Source organism: Pseudomonas sp. PWP3-1b2 (genome assembly GCF_049896045.1).
Taxonomy (GTDB): domain Bacteria; phylum Pseudomonadota; class Gammaproteobacteria; order Pseudomonadales; family Pseudomonadaceae; genus Aquipseudomonas; species Aquipseudomonas antarctica_B.
In genome coordinates this window covers 14480-29327 of record NZ_JAFCTN010000037.1, presented here as the reverse complement: position 1 = coordinate 29327, position 14848 = coordinate 14480, and the positions used below count along the sequence as shown (strand labels likewise).

Here is a 14848-nt window from a genome sequence, read left to right as displayed (position 1 = left end):
ACATTTTGATCATCGAAAGGCTTCTCCTCGTGCGGCCTTCTCCAGCAACAGCGCCGGCGGCGCGAAGCGTTCACCGTATTGCTCGGCCAGATACCTCGCCCGCGCGATGAAGTCGTTCAAACCGTATTGATTAATAAACTGCAACGCGCCACCACTCCACGCCGCAAAACCAATGCCGAAGATCGAACCCACGTTGGCGTCAGCCGTGGACATCAACACGCCCTCCTCCACACAACGCACGGTTTCAATCGCCTGGATAAACAGCAACCGGTCACGCACATCCTGCGGCGATATCTGTTTGCCGGGTTGTTCGAAGCGGGCTTTCAGCTCGGGCCACAGGTGTTTCGGCCCGCCCGCCGGATAATCATAAAACCCGCCGCCCGCCGCTTTGCCTGCGCGGTTGTACTCGTTCACCAGCAGATTGATCACCACTGTCGCCGGGTGCGCGGGCACCGCCTTGCCTTCGGCCTGCAGATCCTTCGCCGTTTGCTGTCGGATATGGCTCATCAAACTGAGTGACACTTCATCCGACACCGCTAAAGGCCCCACCGGCATACCCGCCTTGCGCGCTTCGGTTTCGATCATCGGCGCGGCCACGCCTTCGCCGAGCATGGCGATGCCTTCGTTGGTGAAAGTGCCAAACACCCGAGAGGTAAAAAAGCCTCGGCTGTCGTTGACCACGATCGGGGTTTTGTTGATTTGCAGGACGAAATCGAAACCTCGGGCCAGGGTTTCGTCGCTGGTCTTAGCGCCTTTGATGATTTCAACCAACGGCATTTTGTCGACCGGGCTGAAAAAATGCAGGCCGATGAATCTGGCTGGGTCGGGCACCGCAGTCGCCAAGCCGCTGATGGGCAAGGTCGAGGTGTTGGAGGCGATTACCGCGTCGGCACCCACCACGCTTTGCGCGGCCGCCGTCACGCTGGCTTTGAGTTCACGGTCTTCAAACACGGCCTCGATGATCAAGTCGCAGCCGGCCAGGTCGGCAACAGAGGCCACGGGATGAATCCGCGCGAGAATGATTTCGCGCTGTTCGGCGGTCATTTGCCCACGGCTGACTTTCTTGTCGAGCAACGCGGCCGAGTGCGCCTTGCCCTTCTCGGCGGCGGCCAGGTTGATGTCTTTGAGCACCACCTCAACGCCCGCACTGGCACTGACATACGCGATGCCCGCGCCCATCATGCCGGCGCCCAGCACGCCGACTTTGCGCGTGACATAAGGCGTGAACCCTTTGGGCCGCGAGCTGCCCGCGTTGATTTCATTGAGCTGGAACCAGAAGGTGCCGATCATGTTTTTTGCGACTTGGCCGGTCACCAGCTCGGTGAAGTAACGGGTTTCGATCAGGTGTGCGGTGTCGAAATCGACCTGCGCGCCCTCAACCGCGGCGCAGAGAATTTTCTCCGGCGCGGGGAAACAGCCATTGGTTTTACTGCGCAAAATCGACGGCGCGATGGCCAGCATCTGCGCAACTTTTGGGCTCGACGGTGTGCCGCCTGGAATCTGATAGCCCTTGTTGTCCCACAGCTGTTTAGCCTCAGGATTGGCCAGAATCCAGGCGCGGGATTTGGCGAGCATTTCGTCGCGGTTCAACGCCAACTCATCGATCAACCCCGACTGCAACGCCTGCTGCGGCCGGACCTTTTTGCCTTCGAGCAAATACGGCAAGGCCTTTTCCAGCCCCAACAAACACACCATGCGCACTACTCCGCCGCCGCCCGGCAACAGCCCCAGCGTAACCTCGGGCAACCCCAGCTGTACCGACTTGTCATCCAGCGCGACGCGGTAATGGCACGCCAGGCAAATCTCCCAGCCGCCGCCGAGTGCGGCGCCATTGATCGCGGCCACCACCGGCTTGCCGAAGGTTTCCAGGCGGCGCAGTTGCGACTTCAGTACCACCACGCCGTCGTAAAAATCCTTGGCGTGCGCCTTGTCGACCTTGATCAGTTCATTGAGGTCGCCGCCGGCAAAAAAGGTTTTCTTCGCCGAGGTGATGACCACGCCGGCAATATTTTCTTTCTCCGCTTCCAGGCGCATGACAGTGGCCGCCATGGCCTCGCGGTACACACCGTTCATGGTGTTGGCGCTCTGGCCGGGCATGTCGAGGGTCAGCACCACGATCTGGTCCTGGCCTTTTTCGTAACGAATGGCTTCGGTCATGACAACTTCCTTGGGCTCAGAGGCGTTCGATGAGGGTGGCGATGCCCATGCCACCGCCGACACACAGAGTGGCCAGGCCGTAGCGCTGCTGGCGCATTTCCAGTTCGTCGAGCAGCGTGCCGAGGATGGCGCAGCCGGTGGCGCCCAACGGGTGGCCCATGGCGATGGAGCCGCCGTTGACGTTGACACGCGCGGCGTCGATGCCCATGTCTTTGATGAATTTCAGGACGACAGAAGCAAACGCTTCGTTGACTTCGAACAGGTCGATGTCTTCCACGCGCAGGCCGGCTTTGGCCAGGGCTTTGCGGGTGGCCGGCGCTGGCCCGGTGAGCATGATGGTGGGGTCGGTGCCGGTGACGGCTGTCGCTACGATCCGCGCGCGCGGTTGCAAGCCGAGTTCGCGGCCCTTGGCCTCGGAGCCGATGAGCATCAGCGCAGCGCCATCGACAATGCCGGAACTGTTGCCCGGTGTGTGCACGTGATGGATGCGCTCCACATGGCTGTAGACGCGCAACGCGGTGGCGTCGAAACCCATCTGGCCCATCATTTCAAAGCTCGGCTTGAGTTTGCCCAGGCCTTCGAGGGTGCAGTCGCCGCGGATAAATTCGTCGTGGTCGAGCAGTACGATGCCGTTTTGGTCCCTCACCGCGATCAGCGATTTATTGAAGGAACCGTCTGCGCGTGCCCGTGCCGCTTTCTGCTGGGACTGTAGGGCAAAGGTGTCGACGTCGTGGCGCGTGAAGCCCTCCAGGGTGGCAATCAGGTCCGCACCAATGCCCTGGGGCGTGAAGTGGCTGTGCAGGTTGGTTTGCGGGTCAAGCACCCAGGCGCCGCCGTCGCTGCCCATGGGCACGCGGGACATCGACTCGACGCCGCCGACCACCACTAAATCCTCAAAGCCTGAGCGCACTTTCATCGCGCCGAGGTTCACCGCTTCGAGGCCCGAGGCGCAGAAGCGGTTGATCTGTACACCGGCGACGCTGATGTCCCAGTCCGCGACCAGTGCGGCGGTCTTGGCGATGTCGGCCCCCTGGTCGCCCACGGGGGTGACGCAGCCGAGGACGATGTCATCCACCTGGTGCGTGTCGAGGTCGCTGCGACCCGCCAGCGCCGTGAGCAGGCCCGCCACCAGATTGACCGGTTTGACGCTGTGCAGGGCGCCGTCGGCCTTGCCTTTACCCCGGGGCGTGCGTATCGCATCAAAGATCAAAGCTTGGGTCATGACATCCTCGAACCGCAGTGCGTGTTCTTCTACCTTAGGCCCGATTGACACGGTTTCAATGACGGATGCGCTCATCTGTTTTGACCCCCACGCTCGGACGAACGGTACTCAGCTAAGGGAAAGTGCTGATTAATCGTTTTAGCTGTCTAGCCAAGGCATTGGCGCCAACATGGCGTTAAGCCTCATGCCCTTTTAAGTCGAAATGCTGATCAGCTGATATGAAATGGATCTAAGCCACAAAGAACGAGGGCTCTAAGGTTGAATCAGTAAGAGACTGCTGCCGGGTTTTGCTGGAGCGGTTGTAAGAAAAGTGCAACGTCACATCGCGATACTGAATTTATCCGACACGCGTTTGACGCTCAGGAATAACAACAAAAGGCAGTCAGCCATGTTCAAACAATCAAAAGTACGTCAGGCGGGACTTATTCTCTTCGCCACCACACTGATTCTGATCTTGCCCAATTTAACCAAGATTATTGGGTGACGACTCGCGCCTCACCTTCTGTGCACGCGTTGCACCAGAACTACAGCTTTTGACAGCACCTGCCGGGACGTTGCGAATAGCGGTCCTGTTGCAGGGGCTGTCTTTTTACGTGCAGATTTCCGGTATCGTGGGCCTCACCGCCACTTCGATCCGGGCTCTCTCTTGAAATCCACCTTCGCCTTTCTCGCCTTGCTGATCGCCCTTCCGGGTTCGGCCGCGCAGTTGACCCTTGAGCTGGACCACAGCAGCAAAACCTGGCAAACCGCCGAGTTGCTGGCGCGCAAGGATGTGCAGACGGTGCAGGTCCCTGATGACGTTTCCTACAAGCGCACCATGACGTATCGGGCAGTGCCACTGGCCGCTCTCTTGCAGGGCCTGAAGCCTGTGAACCATCTGCAAGCCGTTGCCCTCGATGGTTTTGCCGCTGAGCTCAGCGCTGCGCCGTTGCTGCAAACCCACGGCGCCCGCGCGTGGTTGGCGGTGGAAGATCCGGCCCATCCGTGGCCTGCGCTGGCGGACGGCAAGCCGAGTGCAGGGCCGTTTTACCTGGTGTGGACTGACCCAAAAGCCGGAAATATCAGCCCCGAGCAGTGGCCGTTCCAGCTGTCGAGGATCAAGCAGATGAAGACGGTGGCCGAGCGGTTTCCGGCGTTGCTGCCTGACCCGACATTGGCCGCGAATGATCCGGTGAATCAGGGTTTTGCGGTGTTCCAGAAGAACTGCCTGGCCTGCCATCGCTTGAATGGCGCCGGCGATGCGCAAGTGGGGCCGGACCTGAATGTGCCCTACAACCCGACTGAATATTTCAGCGGCGATTTTCTCAAGCGTTACATCCGCGACCCGCAGAGCCTGCGGCACTGGCCGCAGGCGAAGATGCCGGCGTTTGCGGCCAGTGTGTTGCCGGATGGCGAGCTGGATTTGCTGGTGGGGTATTTGAAGCATATGGCGGGGCGCAAGCAGCAGCCCTGAAAAGCACACCACCCACTGTGGGAGCTGGCTTGCCTGCGATAGCGGTGGGTCAGCTGCATCTGTATCAACTGGCAGGCAGCCATCGCAGGCAAGCCAGCTCCCACATTTGGCCTGCTTCGTTCTGGAGATTATTGCTGCTGGACTGAAATCACCGGCGTCGGCGCCACAAACACTTTCGCATGCATCTGCTCATGCCCGCCGCCACGGCGCATGCCGCGCACCGGGCACGCGTCGAGGTAATCCAGGCCCACGGCCAGCTTGAGATGCCGTTCCGGGCGCGCCAATTGGTTGGTCACGTCAAAGCTGTACCAGGCGTCATCCAGCCAGGCTTCGGCCCAGGCGTGGCTGGCGAGGTGCGCGGTGTCCTCAGAGTACAAATACCCCGACACATACCGCGCTGGAATCCCCAGGCTGCGCGCGCAGGCCAGGAACGCATGGGTGTGGTCCTGGCACACACCCGCGCGCCCGGCGAAAGCCTTGGCGGCGCAGGTGTCGACCTCGGTGGCGCCGGGTGTGTAAACCATGGCTTGGTTAAGCGCGTGCATCAGGTCAATTAACGCAGTGCGGTCACGCCGCTGATGGCAATGCTGCCCGGCAAAGCCACGCAAGGCTTCGTCGGGTTCGGTCAGGCGTGTGCTGCGCAGGAACGGAAAGGCGGACTGGCTCTCGTGTTCCGCCTCGCGCAACTCGTCAATATCCACTTGGCCACGGGCGCCGATGATGATTGCGTCGTGGGGCTCGTCCAGGGTCAGCACGTGCAGGATGTTGCCGAAAGGATCGACTTGCGCGCGCACCGGGCGCGGCAGGTCAAGTTGCCAACTGATGACACGCTGGCGCTCGCTGTCGTGGGGCGTGAGGCGCAGGTACTGAATGCTCGCACGCACCTGGTCTTCGTAGTGGTAGGTGGTTTCGTGGCTGATGGAGAGTCTCATGCGGCCTCCAGGTAGGAACTGTAGATGGCGTCGCCCAACTGGCGCACCAAGGGGATAAAGTCGGTCAGCCAGGCGTGCAGGCCTTCCTCGAGAATTTCGTCGATCGCGGTGAAGCGCAGACGCGCGTCCATTTCGGCGGCCAGGCGCTGGGCCGGTCGGCCATTGAGGCCGGGCAAGCTGGCGAGGATCTGGTCGATCTCTTCGCTGCACGCCCTCAAGGACCGCGGAACGTCGGCGCGTAACAGCAGCAACTCCGCCACTTGCCGGGCGCCAGGGGCGTCGCGATAGATTTCGGTGTAGGCCTCGAACGACGACAACGCACGCAGCAAGGCGCTCCACTGATAGTAGGCGTGGGCTGTGCCGTCGGTGACGGCAGCGGCCTGGTCGCCGGCCATTTCGTAGCGCGCATCGAGCAGGCGCAGGGTGTTGTCGGCGCGTTCGATAAACGTGCCCAGGCGAATAAAACGAAACGCATCGTTACGCATGATGGTGCCGTACGTGGCGCCCCGGAACAGGTGCGAGCGTTCCTTGACCCACTCACAGAACCGGCTCATGCCGTAACGGCTGAGCCCTTGCTGGGCGATGTCACGAATATCCAGCCAGGTGGCGTTGATGTTTTCCCACATGTCGGCGGTGATTCGCCCACGCACCGCATGGGCGCTGGCCCGCGCAGCGCCGAGGCAGCTGTAGATGCTCGCCGGGTTGGCGGCATCCAGAGCAAAAAAGTGCAGCAAACGTTCGGCGTCCAGTTCGCCATGACGCTCGTGGTAGTCCTCCAAAGTGCCGGTGATCAGCAGCGGCATGGCCAGTTCGTGCAAGCCATCGCCACGCCCGTCCTGAGGCATCAGCGACAGCGAATAGCTGACATCAAGCATGCGCGCGAGGTTTTCCGCACGCTCCAGGTAACGCGACATCCAGTACAAATCCGAGGCAGTTCTACTCAACATGGCATCAGTCCTCGACCACCCAGGTGTCTTTGGTGCCGCCGCCCTGTGACGAATTGACCACCAGCGAACCTTCACGCAGGGCCACGCGGGTCAGGCCACCGGGCACTACGCGGGTTTCCTTGCCGGACAACACGAACGGACGCAGGTCGATATGGCGCGGTGCAATACCGTTTTCGACGAAGGTCGGGCACGTGGATAAGCACAGGGTCGGCTGGGCGATATAGGCGTGGGGTTTGGCTTTGATGCGCTCACGGAAGGCTTCGATTTCCGCCTGGGTGGATGCAGGCCCCACCAGCATGCCGTAGCCGCCGGAACCCTGGGTTTCCTTGACCACCAGGTCCGGCAGGTTGGCCAGCACGTGGGACAACTCGTCGGGCTTGCGGCACTGAAAAGTAGGAACGTTCTTCAGAATCGGCTCTTCATCCAGGTAAAAACGGATCATCTCGGTAACGAACGGATACACCGACTTGTCGTCCGCTACCCCGGTGCCGATGGCATTGGCCAGTACCACATGGCCCGAGCGATAGGCCGCGAGCAGGCCGGGCACACCGAGCATGGAGTCCGGGTTGAAGGCCAGCGGGTCAAGAAAAGCGTCGTCAAGACGGCGATAGATCACGTCCACCGCCTTGGGGCCGTCGGTGGTGCGCATGTACACGCGGTCGTCGCGCACGAACAGGTCGGCGCCTTCCACCAGTTCCACGCCCATCTCTCGGGCCAGGAACGCATGTTCAAAGAACGCGCTGTTGAAACGCCCAGGGGTCAGCACCACCACGCTGGGGTTATCCAGCGGGCTGGCGCTTTTCAGGGTGTCGAGCAGCAGATTGGGATAATGGTCGATGGGCGCAATGCGCTGGGCGGCGAACAGTTCGGGGAACAAGCGCATCATCATCTTGCGGTCTTCGAGCATGTAGCTGACGCCGCTCGGTGTACGCAGGTTGTCTTCAAGCACGTAGTACGTGCCGTCGCCATCGCGTACGAGGTCGACACCTGATACGTGGGAATACAGGTCACGGTGCAGGTTCAAGCCCTGCATCGCCAACTGGTATTGCTCGTTGGCCAGCACTTGTTCGGCGGGAATGATCCCGGCCTTGATGATGCGTTGCTCGTGGTACAGGTCGGCGAGAAACATGTTCAGCGCCTTGACCCGCTGAATGCAGCCGCGTTCGACAATTTGCCATTCACTCGCCGGAATGCTGCGCGGGATGGTGTCAAACGGGATCAGCCGTTCGGTGCCCTGCTCATCGCCGTAGAGGGTGAAAGTGATTCCGGCGCGGTGGAACAGTAAATCGGCCTCACGCCGACGCTGCGCGAGCAACTCGGGAGGGGTTTCAGCTAACCAGCGGGCGAACTCGCGGTAATGGGGGCGGACTTGCCCTGCCCCGTCGTACATTTCATCGTAATAAGTGCGGATCATGCCGAACTCCTTGTCACCCGGGCGAAAGAACCATCGCAAGGCCCGTGCCAGCGGCATAAACACTTAAGAATCAGTGAGTTGAATAAAGGCGAAGATTTCATCGCACCGTCCTGGTGCATGGAATGCCCGCCGTCGTACCCCGCGCTTCATCCGAAGGCGGGTTTTGACTATCAACAGCATAGTCAGAGTTGATTTCACTGCCCGGTTGCACCTGCGGATAATCACCAACATCTGCTGAAAAGGATGCGTCCTACACCTTCAGCGCACCGATCTTCCCTTTAGGCCACCCTCTTTGGGTGGCTTTTTTTTGGTGCAGAAAAAGTTCGCGCATGGTCCGAATACCTTTCCACTACAGATACAAAAACGGCCGACCCAAAGGTCAGCCGATACGCTGCGTTGCTCATAAAATCCAGCTACATGGGTAACCCACGCACCTCCTGCTTGACGCCCCATCCTTCGATGATTCCGCCCAGCGGCTCGACCACCGCGCCAAAGTCTTGCTCAAAGTCTCCTATGCCGTCGTAGGTGGCAGACATGATTTTGCTCAGCTCCAGGTACCAGGCGCCGTCATCGCGCGCGCTGACCTGGGCATTCAGTGACTCTCCACGAAACCGACCCGCAGCCCTGCGCGCGCATTCCTCATCCGGGAAAATGGCGTAGAACTCGATGGGGTGGAAACGCGAAAAGTCGAAGCCGCCTTCTTTCATGCGGCGCAGAACGTTGGTGCTGATGTCTTCTTGATAGGCTGTGCTCATGAAACGTCCTCCTCAAACTGATGGATAGACTTTCCGTGCTTCCCCGGCCCGCGCCCTACTGGCGCGGGGCTGCGACATTGACATCGCTTGGGGCAATAACAACACCGAGGGAAAACAAGCATGTAGCTGACAAGACCAGACCTTAGCGATTCATTCGCTGATCTCGATTGCAGAGTAGCGCGAAGCTATCACCTCCACCAGAGGGGTTTGGAGGGTAGTCAGCGAATGTTCAGGCGGCGGGAGAAATGTCGATGATTTCAATGCTGTTCTGATCCTTGAGGATCTTGACGGTAGGCTCGGATACACGGTCTTCCAGATCATTGAGATCCAGCTCTGCAGCGACCGGCACCAACTTGTTGCGAATCATGTGCGCAGCATCTTCGAGGCTGGGCTTGTTTTCGCAGGTGAACTGCTCCACGGCCTGAACGCCATGATCATCAACGAAGGTAATTTGCCACTTTTGCATCGGTGCCTCCTCGAAAAAGCCCGCGTGTGGGCTCACATGTATCTGGACCTTGAGGGATCGGAAAACGTTCCACTCAAGGCCCGAAGCTGCGGACCCTATGCGCTTATTTTTCAGCGTGTTCCTTCAAGGCTTTCAAGGTGTTGAACGGTGCGTCCACCACAAACTTGTTCGCCAGCCACGACGGCACGCTGCCACCTGGCTCGGTGTGTACCTGATAGGTCACTTCGGTTTCCGTGGGGCTCTTTGGCACCAGTTTCCAAAACCCGTCCACTTGGGACACACGCACGTAGCCTTTCTCTTCCGGCTGGTAGGTCGGCACCTCGAGCAAGGTGCGAGTCACGCTGCCATCAGCGCCTTTGGTGGTGGTGATTTTGAGGATCGAATCACGATTACTCACGGGGAACGGCGCATTGAACTGGGAATAGGTGTAGCTGACGTCGCCTTCGTGTTTCAGCAGCTTTTGCGATTTGCACTCGTGAATCCAGGAACAGGCGCCGGCCACATCTTCCTGCAGCGCGATGATCTTGGCCATGGGCGCCTTGATCACGGTCACACCGCGATAAGCCTTGTACTTGGAGCCGGCAACTTCACTCAGCGAGACCTTGATACCGTCCTCATCCTTGGCGACCTGCCAGTCTTCAGCCTGGGCAGTGGCGGCAAACAACAGCGTAAAACCGCACACCACAGCCACTCGTTTCAGCGAACCCATTGTTGTATTCCTTATTGTTGAAGTTCCAATCGTAAACCCCATCAAGCCGCCGTCATTTGCTCCCACCAGCCGATCAAGCGGATCGCATCGGCCTGGTCGGTGCCACACACATCCAGATCCGCCTTGAAGTTACTGCACACCGCGGGGCGTTCCGGTTGACCAAACAGCTGGCATAGCTGTTCGACCGACAGGTGCAGGCAGCGTTCGCCGGCAGGTTTGCCCTGGGGCATTCCCGGCAGCGGTGAACTGATGGAGGGGGCGATGCAGCAAGCGCCACAGCCTTCACGGCATTTCATGAACAGCAGGTCCTCGACGACTCAATAGGGATGGCCGGGCTAGGGTACGCCCTTAAACAGCCGTTTTAAAATGGCCTGACAGACGTTTTTCGCACAAAAGAAATGTGACTGACCGGTCTGCGACAGATGGTCGATGGCTCTCGTCATCGTTGGGAAAGGTTATCGCTTGAATTCGAAATCCAGCGCCGCGCCTTCCACTTCTCGGCGCTCATCGTTACGCAATTGCAGTTTCATTTCATTGCTGAGCAAGCGGCCGTTGATCTGGAACGCGCTGTTATCGTTTGGCTTATCGCCAAACATCGGCGGCAACAGCGGCACGCTTTTGGGTTTGGGCATGGTGCCAATCGGTTGCAGGTGCCGGACCATGTCCGAGGGCAGGGACAGGTCCAACTGTGCCGGTGGCAGCTTGGTCTGGGCCACTTCACGGGCCGATTTGGATTTGCTCGCGATAGGTGCGCGTTTCTTCACCACGGAGGCTTTTTTCTTGGCTGCCGGGGCTTTTTTAACCGGTGCCGGTTTCTTCGCGGGAGGCTTCTGCTGGGTGCTCGACGCTGGCTGGCTATCAGCCACAGGGGCTGCCGCCAACACGGTGCCGACGTTACACAGGCTTAACAGGCCAATTACCACAGCAGCACGAAAAATAGAGGTCATATCGCCAACAGCATTAACGGCAGAAGGCCACATGCTCGCTTGTTGTGCGCGGCATGACAAGTCTGGAGATTATTCAGCAGTCGAGAGTGTCCCCATTACGCGCCTCAAAGGCCGGCTGCCGTTTCCAGGCATAACTGGCTGGCGAGCATTCCCAACGTCATCAGCGCGCGCTCTGCCTCGCGGTTCCACGGCGTACCGCAGTTGAGGCGAATACAGTGATTGAACTGTTCTGTATTACTGAATATTACGCCAGGTGCAATGCTGATGCCCTGCTGCAGTGCGCGCACGTGCAGTTCCTGGGTATTGACCCTTCCCGGCAAACTGACCCACAGGATGAAACCACCGGTCGGCCGGGTCATCTGCGTGCCCTCGGGAAAATACTGCTGCACCGCTAACTGGAAGGCGCTGAGGTTTTTACGGTACTCCTGACGGATGTAGCGCAAATGCCGGTCGTAGCCCCCGTTCTCCAGGTATGCCGCGACGCCCATTTGGGTGACGCTGCACGCTGAGTGGGTGCTGAACATCTGTAGCCGCTGGATTTCCTGCTGGTACTTGCCGGCAATCATCCAGCCGATGCGAACGCCGGGGGACAAGGTCTTGGAAAAGCTTGAGCAGTAGATCACCCGGTCAAGGCGGTCATAGGCTTTCAGGGCCTTGGTGCGGCCGAGTTCGAACATCAATTCGCCGTAGATATCGTCCTCGACGATCTGGATATCGAAGTCCGAGGCCAGCCGCAGCAGTTGTTTCTGACGTTCTTCAGGCATGGTCGCGCCCAACGGATTACTCAGGCGCGTGGTCAGTACCAGCGCTTTGATCGACCACTGGTTGGCCGCCAGTTGCAGGGCTTCCAGGCTCATGCCGGTGGCCGGGTCGCTGGGTATTTCGATAACTTTGAGGCCCAGCAGGTCGGCCAATTGCAGCAACCCGTAATAGGTCGGTGATTCAGCGGCGATCAAGTCGCCGGGGCGGGTCAACACGCGCAGGGACATCTGCAACGCATCGACGCAGCCGTGGGTGATCACCACTTCGGACGGGTCGACCACGACGCCGGCATCACGCATGCGAATCGCCACCTGACGACGCAGCGGTTCAAACCCTGGGCTGAACATGTAACTGAATGCCCGTGGGCTCTGAAAGCGCGTGACCTTGGCCAGTTGCTGGTGCAGTGCGCGCACCGGCAAATAATCGACGCTCGGCACGGCGGCGCCCAGCGGGAACACGCCTTCGCGGCGCGACTCGACCAATACCTGCTGGATGATGCTGCTGCGGGTGACCAACCCCGGGCGTTCAACGCGTGCGATGTCGGGCGTGGGCGCCGTGAGCGCCGGCGTCTGGTGCACGTAGTAACCCGATTGCGGCCGCGCCCGGATCAGCCCCTGATCTTCCAGGTTGGCGTAGGCCTGCAACACGGTTGCGTGGCTGACGTTGAGCTGAGAGCTCATCTTGCGCACCGAAGGCACACGCTCGCCGGGTTGATAGACACCGCGTCGGATGTCTTCAGCCAGTTGCTGGGCGATACGTTGGTAGAGCAACAGATTGGTCATGACGCAGCACTCGATTTCACGGGTATTTTATTTTTGTGTGAAACATACCGGCACAGTTTAGAAGTGTACGGGGACAGTTGCCACAATAGTCGAGCGCGGGCGGCAGTGATAGAAAAAACTGTAAGGGTACGGGCATGAAAAACCCGATCAGCGATCGGGTTTGCTTTGGGTGGGAGCTGGCTTGCCTGCGATAGCCGCAGCTCGGTACATCTGGCGGACCGAGGCGATACTATCGCAGGCAAGCCAGCTCCCACAGTTTTTGTGTGCACGAGCGCCTAGCGAGCAGCGCCCAGTTGGCCTTTTTCGTCGGAGAAGACGATCTCTACCCGACGGTTCTGCGCGCGGCCCCGCTCGGTGGCGTTTACGTCCACCGGGTACTGGTCGCCATAGCCTTCAACCTGGATGCGTTTTTCGTCGATCCCCAGATCCATCAGCACGTCGGCCACCGATTGCGCACGGTCGCGGGACAGTTTGAGGTTTTCCTGCTCGCCACCGGTGTTGTCGGTGTAGCCCTCGATACGCACCACGCGCTTGGGGTTCAGTTGCAGGAACTGCACGACTTTCAGCACGATGCGGTTGGCCGAGTTTTCCAGTTGCGCATCACCGGTGTCAAAAAGCACATCGCCCAGGGTCAACACCAGGCCGCGGTCGGTCTGGGTGGTGGTCAGGCTGGCGATTTGTTCTTCCAGCCACTTGCCCTGCTGCTGCACGCTGGCCAGTTTGTTTTCACGCAGGGCCAGTTGCAGGCGCTGGCGCTCCAGTTCGAGCTTGGAGCCTTTCTCGGCATTCAGGCCTTGCTCGGTGTGTTCGCGGGCAATCGCGCTGTAGCGCTGGCTCAGGTAGGCGTAATGCACCACGTCGGCGCCGCTGCCCCAGTAGCTGGACAAGCGATCGGCACGGGCCAGGGATTCACCGGCGCGAATCACGTCTTTGGGCGCAAAGCGCAGCACGTTGGCGTCTTCCTTGACGTGCTGGAAGTCATTGCCGGCCTGTTGCAAGGCCTGTTCGCTGCTCGGTTGGCTGGCGCAACCGCCGAGGGCGGCGCCTGCCAGCAACACGGCGCAGCTCAAACCACGGGTGATCAGGCTCATTGGGCGTCTCCCAGCTGCAATTGCTTGCGCAGGCGGGTGATGCGCGTGTTGAGCACGTCCAGTTGTTCCTGGCTTTTGCGGGTCAGCACTTTGGCTTCGGCCAGCCGCGCATCCAGCTCGGCCTGCTCGGCGCGCATGCGGGCGTGTTTGTAGGACTCATCAGCCATGTCAGCCTTGGCCCGGACGAATTTGTCTTCGGCGAGTTTCAGCTCAGGCGATTCGTCAGTGCTGGCACCCACGGCGCCGGCTTGTTCGAGGGCCTGCTGGGTCAGGCGAATTTGTTCATTCGGCGCAGGATCGGCTGCACATCCCGCCAAAGCGACAACGGCGAGGGCCGCGAAAAGAGGTCGAAGAGTCACTGTAAATCCTTACTTTGCTGGGGTGCCGACGGGTTGCTGCAGTTGCGCTTTCCAACGCTCAAGATTGCGCTGTATGGCTTCTTGCACCACACCGGACGCGGGCAATTCTGTCATCTTTTTGGTCAGCTGTCCGCGCAGCCACGGATCATTGCAGGCCGAGTTGTGGGAGATAGCCAGGTACAGGCCGGGCCTGTCGACCGGTATTTCATGGGCGATCAGGTCATTGCTCATGCCCAGCGTCTGGGCCATGGCCATGCCGGAGTAACGCCCGGCGAGCACGTAGTCCACCTCGCCCAGCAGCAGTTTCTGGAAGGCTGGCGTCAAGGTAGGCAGGCGTTGCAGGCTGAGTTGCTGGCCGGCCAAGATGTCGAAACCGGCACTCAGCCGCGCACGTTCCGAGACCGCGCCCTTGAGCCCGTGCAGGTCGGCGGCGGTGGTGTAAGTCAGTGGCGAATCCTTGCGGGTCCAGACCAGATAGTCGATCTGCATCAGCGCCGGGTGGATGTAGTCGAGGGTGTCCAGCTCGCCCAGGTTCAGCGGTGCGTCGGCAAGAATGTCCATGCGCCCGCTGCGCACTTCGTCCAGGGCCAGTGAGCGTTTGCCGCCGTAGAGCAGGTCGATTTTAAGCCCCAGCTCTTTGCCCACCTGTTGCAGCACGTCGGCGGTGGCGCCGATCAGGTGCGTCGGGTCTTGCGGGTCACGCCATAGCAGCGGCGGTGCATCGGGGCTGCCGGTGATCACCAGGCGATCACATTTGCCGGCCGCCAGCGCCAGGCCTGGCAAGAGCGACAGGGCCAGCAATATGGGGCGCAGATCCATGGCGGTGTCTCCAGATTAAAAAGGGGCGCGCAA

At 60.1% G+C, this 14848-nt stretch carries 15 protein-coding genes; 1 reads left to right on the top strand and 14 read right to left on the bottom strand.

Translation table 11 applies throughout. The features are described 5' to 3' along the window. Positions 1–9: 9 nt before the first annotated feature. Both ACP7A2_RS21060 and ACP7A2_RS21055 read right to left on the bottom strand, forming a co-directional pair. Complete coding sequence (locus ACP7A2_RS21060; protein WP_426135776.1) at positions 10–2157, bottom strand: 3-hydroxyacyl-CoA dehydrogenase NAD-binding domain-containing protein; 2148 nt, start codon at positions 2155–2157, stop codon at positions 10–12. Between the two features lie 16 nt (positions 2158–2173). Continuing rightward, positions 2174–3379 carry an acetyl-CoA C-acetyltransferase gene (locus ACP7A2_RS21055; protein ID WP_426135775.1) on the bottom strand — a complete coding sequence of 402 codons (1206 nt, stop codon included), beginning with the start codon at positions 3377–3379 and terminating at the stop codon, positions 2174–2176. Positions 3380–4025: 646 nt separating this feature from the next. Between ACP7A2_RS21055 and ACP7A2_RS21050 the strand changes: the two genes are divergently transcribed. Further along, positions 4026–4832, top strand: coding sequence for a c-type cytochrome (locus ACP7A2_RS21050; RefSeq protein WP_426135774.1), 807 nt, complete (start codon positions 4026–4028; stop codon positions 4830–4832). A 128-nt stretch (positions 4833–4960) separates the two neighbouring features. Here the strand turns inward: ACP7A2_RS21050 and ACP7A2_RS21045 are convergent, their stop codons facing one another. The 12 genes from ACP7A2_RS21045 to ACP7A2_RS20990 all read right to left on the bottom strand — a co-directional run bounded on the left by ACP7A2_RS21045 (position 4961) and on the right by ACP7A2_RS20990 (position 14815). Further along, entirely contained in the window at positions 4961–5764 is an 804-nt protein-coding gene (locus ACP7A2_RS21045) for a transglutaminase family protein (protein ID WP_426135773.1), read from the bottom strand. Beyond that, positions 5761–6711: an alpha-E domain-containing protein gene (locus ACP7A2_RS21040; protein WP_426135772.1), complete on the bottom strand. Its 951-nt coding sequence runs from the start codon at positions 6709–6711 to the stop codon at positions 5761–5763. The genes ACP7A2_RS21045 and ACP7A2_RS21040 overlap by 4 nt, the downstream gene beginning before the upstream one ends. Positions 6712–6715: 4 nt before the next feature. Continuing rightward, the gene (locus ACP7A2_RS21035; protein WP_426135771.1) at positions 6716–8125 is read right to left on the bottom strand and encodes a circularly permuted type 2 ATP-grasp protein; all 1410 of its coding nucleotides are present in this window, start codon (positions 8123–8125) and stop codon (positions 6716–6718) included. Between the two features lie 413 nt (positions 8126–8538). Continuing rightward, positions 8539–8880, bottom strand: coding sequence for a ribonuclease E inhibitor RraB (locus ACP7A2_RS21030; RefSeq protein ID WP_078738618.1), 342 nt, complete (start codon positions 8878–8880; stop codon positions 8539–8541). 229 nt (positions 8881–9109) lie between these two features. Continuing rightward, entirely contained in the window at positions 9110–9346 is a 237-nt protein-coding gene (locus ACP7A2_RS21025; protein WP_426135770.1) for a hypothetical protein, read from the bottom strand. Positions 9347–9449: 103 nt separating this feature from the next. After that, entirely contained in the window at positions 9450–10055 is a 606-nt protein-coding gene (locus ACP7A2_RS21020; protein ID WP_426135769.1) for an START domain-containing protein, read from the bottom strand. Positions 10056–10096: 41 nt separating this feature from the next. After that, the gene (locus ACP7A2_RS21015) at positions 10097–10351 is read right to left on the bottom strand and encodes a YkgJ family cysteine cluster protein (protein ID WP_426135768.1); all 255 of its coding nucleotides are present in this window, start codon (positions 10349–10351) and stop codon (positions 10097–10099) included. Positions 10352–10510: 159 nt separating this feature from the next. Then, entirely contained in the window at positions 10511–11002 is a 492-nt protein-coding gene (locus ACP7A2_RS21010; RefSeq protein ID WP_426135767.1) for a translation initiation factor 2, read from the bottom strand. 104 nt (positions 11003–11106) lie between these two features. Next, positions 11107–12546 carry a PLP-dependent aminotransferase family protein gene (locus ACP7A2_RS21005; protein ID WP_016973643.1) on the bottom strand — a complete coding sequence of 480 codons (1440 nt, stop codon included), beginning with the start codon at positions 12544–12546 and terminating at the stop codon, positions 11107–11109. Between the two features lie 275 nt (positions 12547–12821). Beyond that, positions 12822–13637, bottom strand: coding sequence for an OmpA family protein (locus tag ACP7A2_RS21000; protein ID WP_375067971.1), 816 nt, complete (start codon positions 13635–13637; stop codon positions 12822–12824). Next, on the bottom strand, positions 13634–13996 hold the full coding sequence (locus ACP7A2_RS20995; protein WP_426135766.1) for a DUF4398 domain-containing protein: 363 nt from the start codon (positions 13994–13996) through the stop codon (positions 13634–13636). Before ACP7A2_RS20995 ends, ACP7A2_RS21000 begins: the two co-directional genes overlap by 4 nt. A gap of 9 nt (positions 13997–14005) precedes the next feature. Continuing rightward, entirely contained in the window at positions 14006–14815 is an 810-nt protein-coding gene (locus ACP7A2_RS20990) for a substrate-binding periplasmic protein (RefSeq protein ID WP_426135765.1), read from the bottom strand. Between the last annotated feature and the right edge of the window lie 33 nt (positions 14816–14848).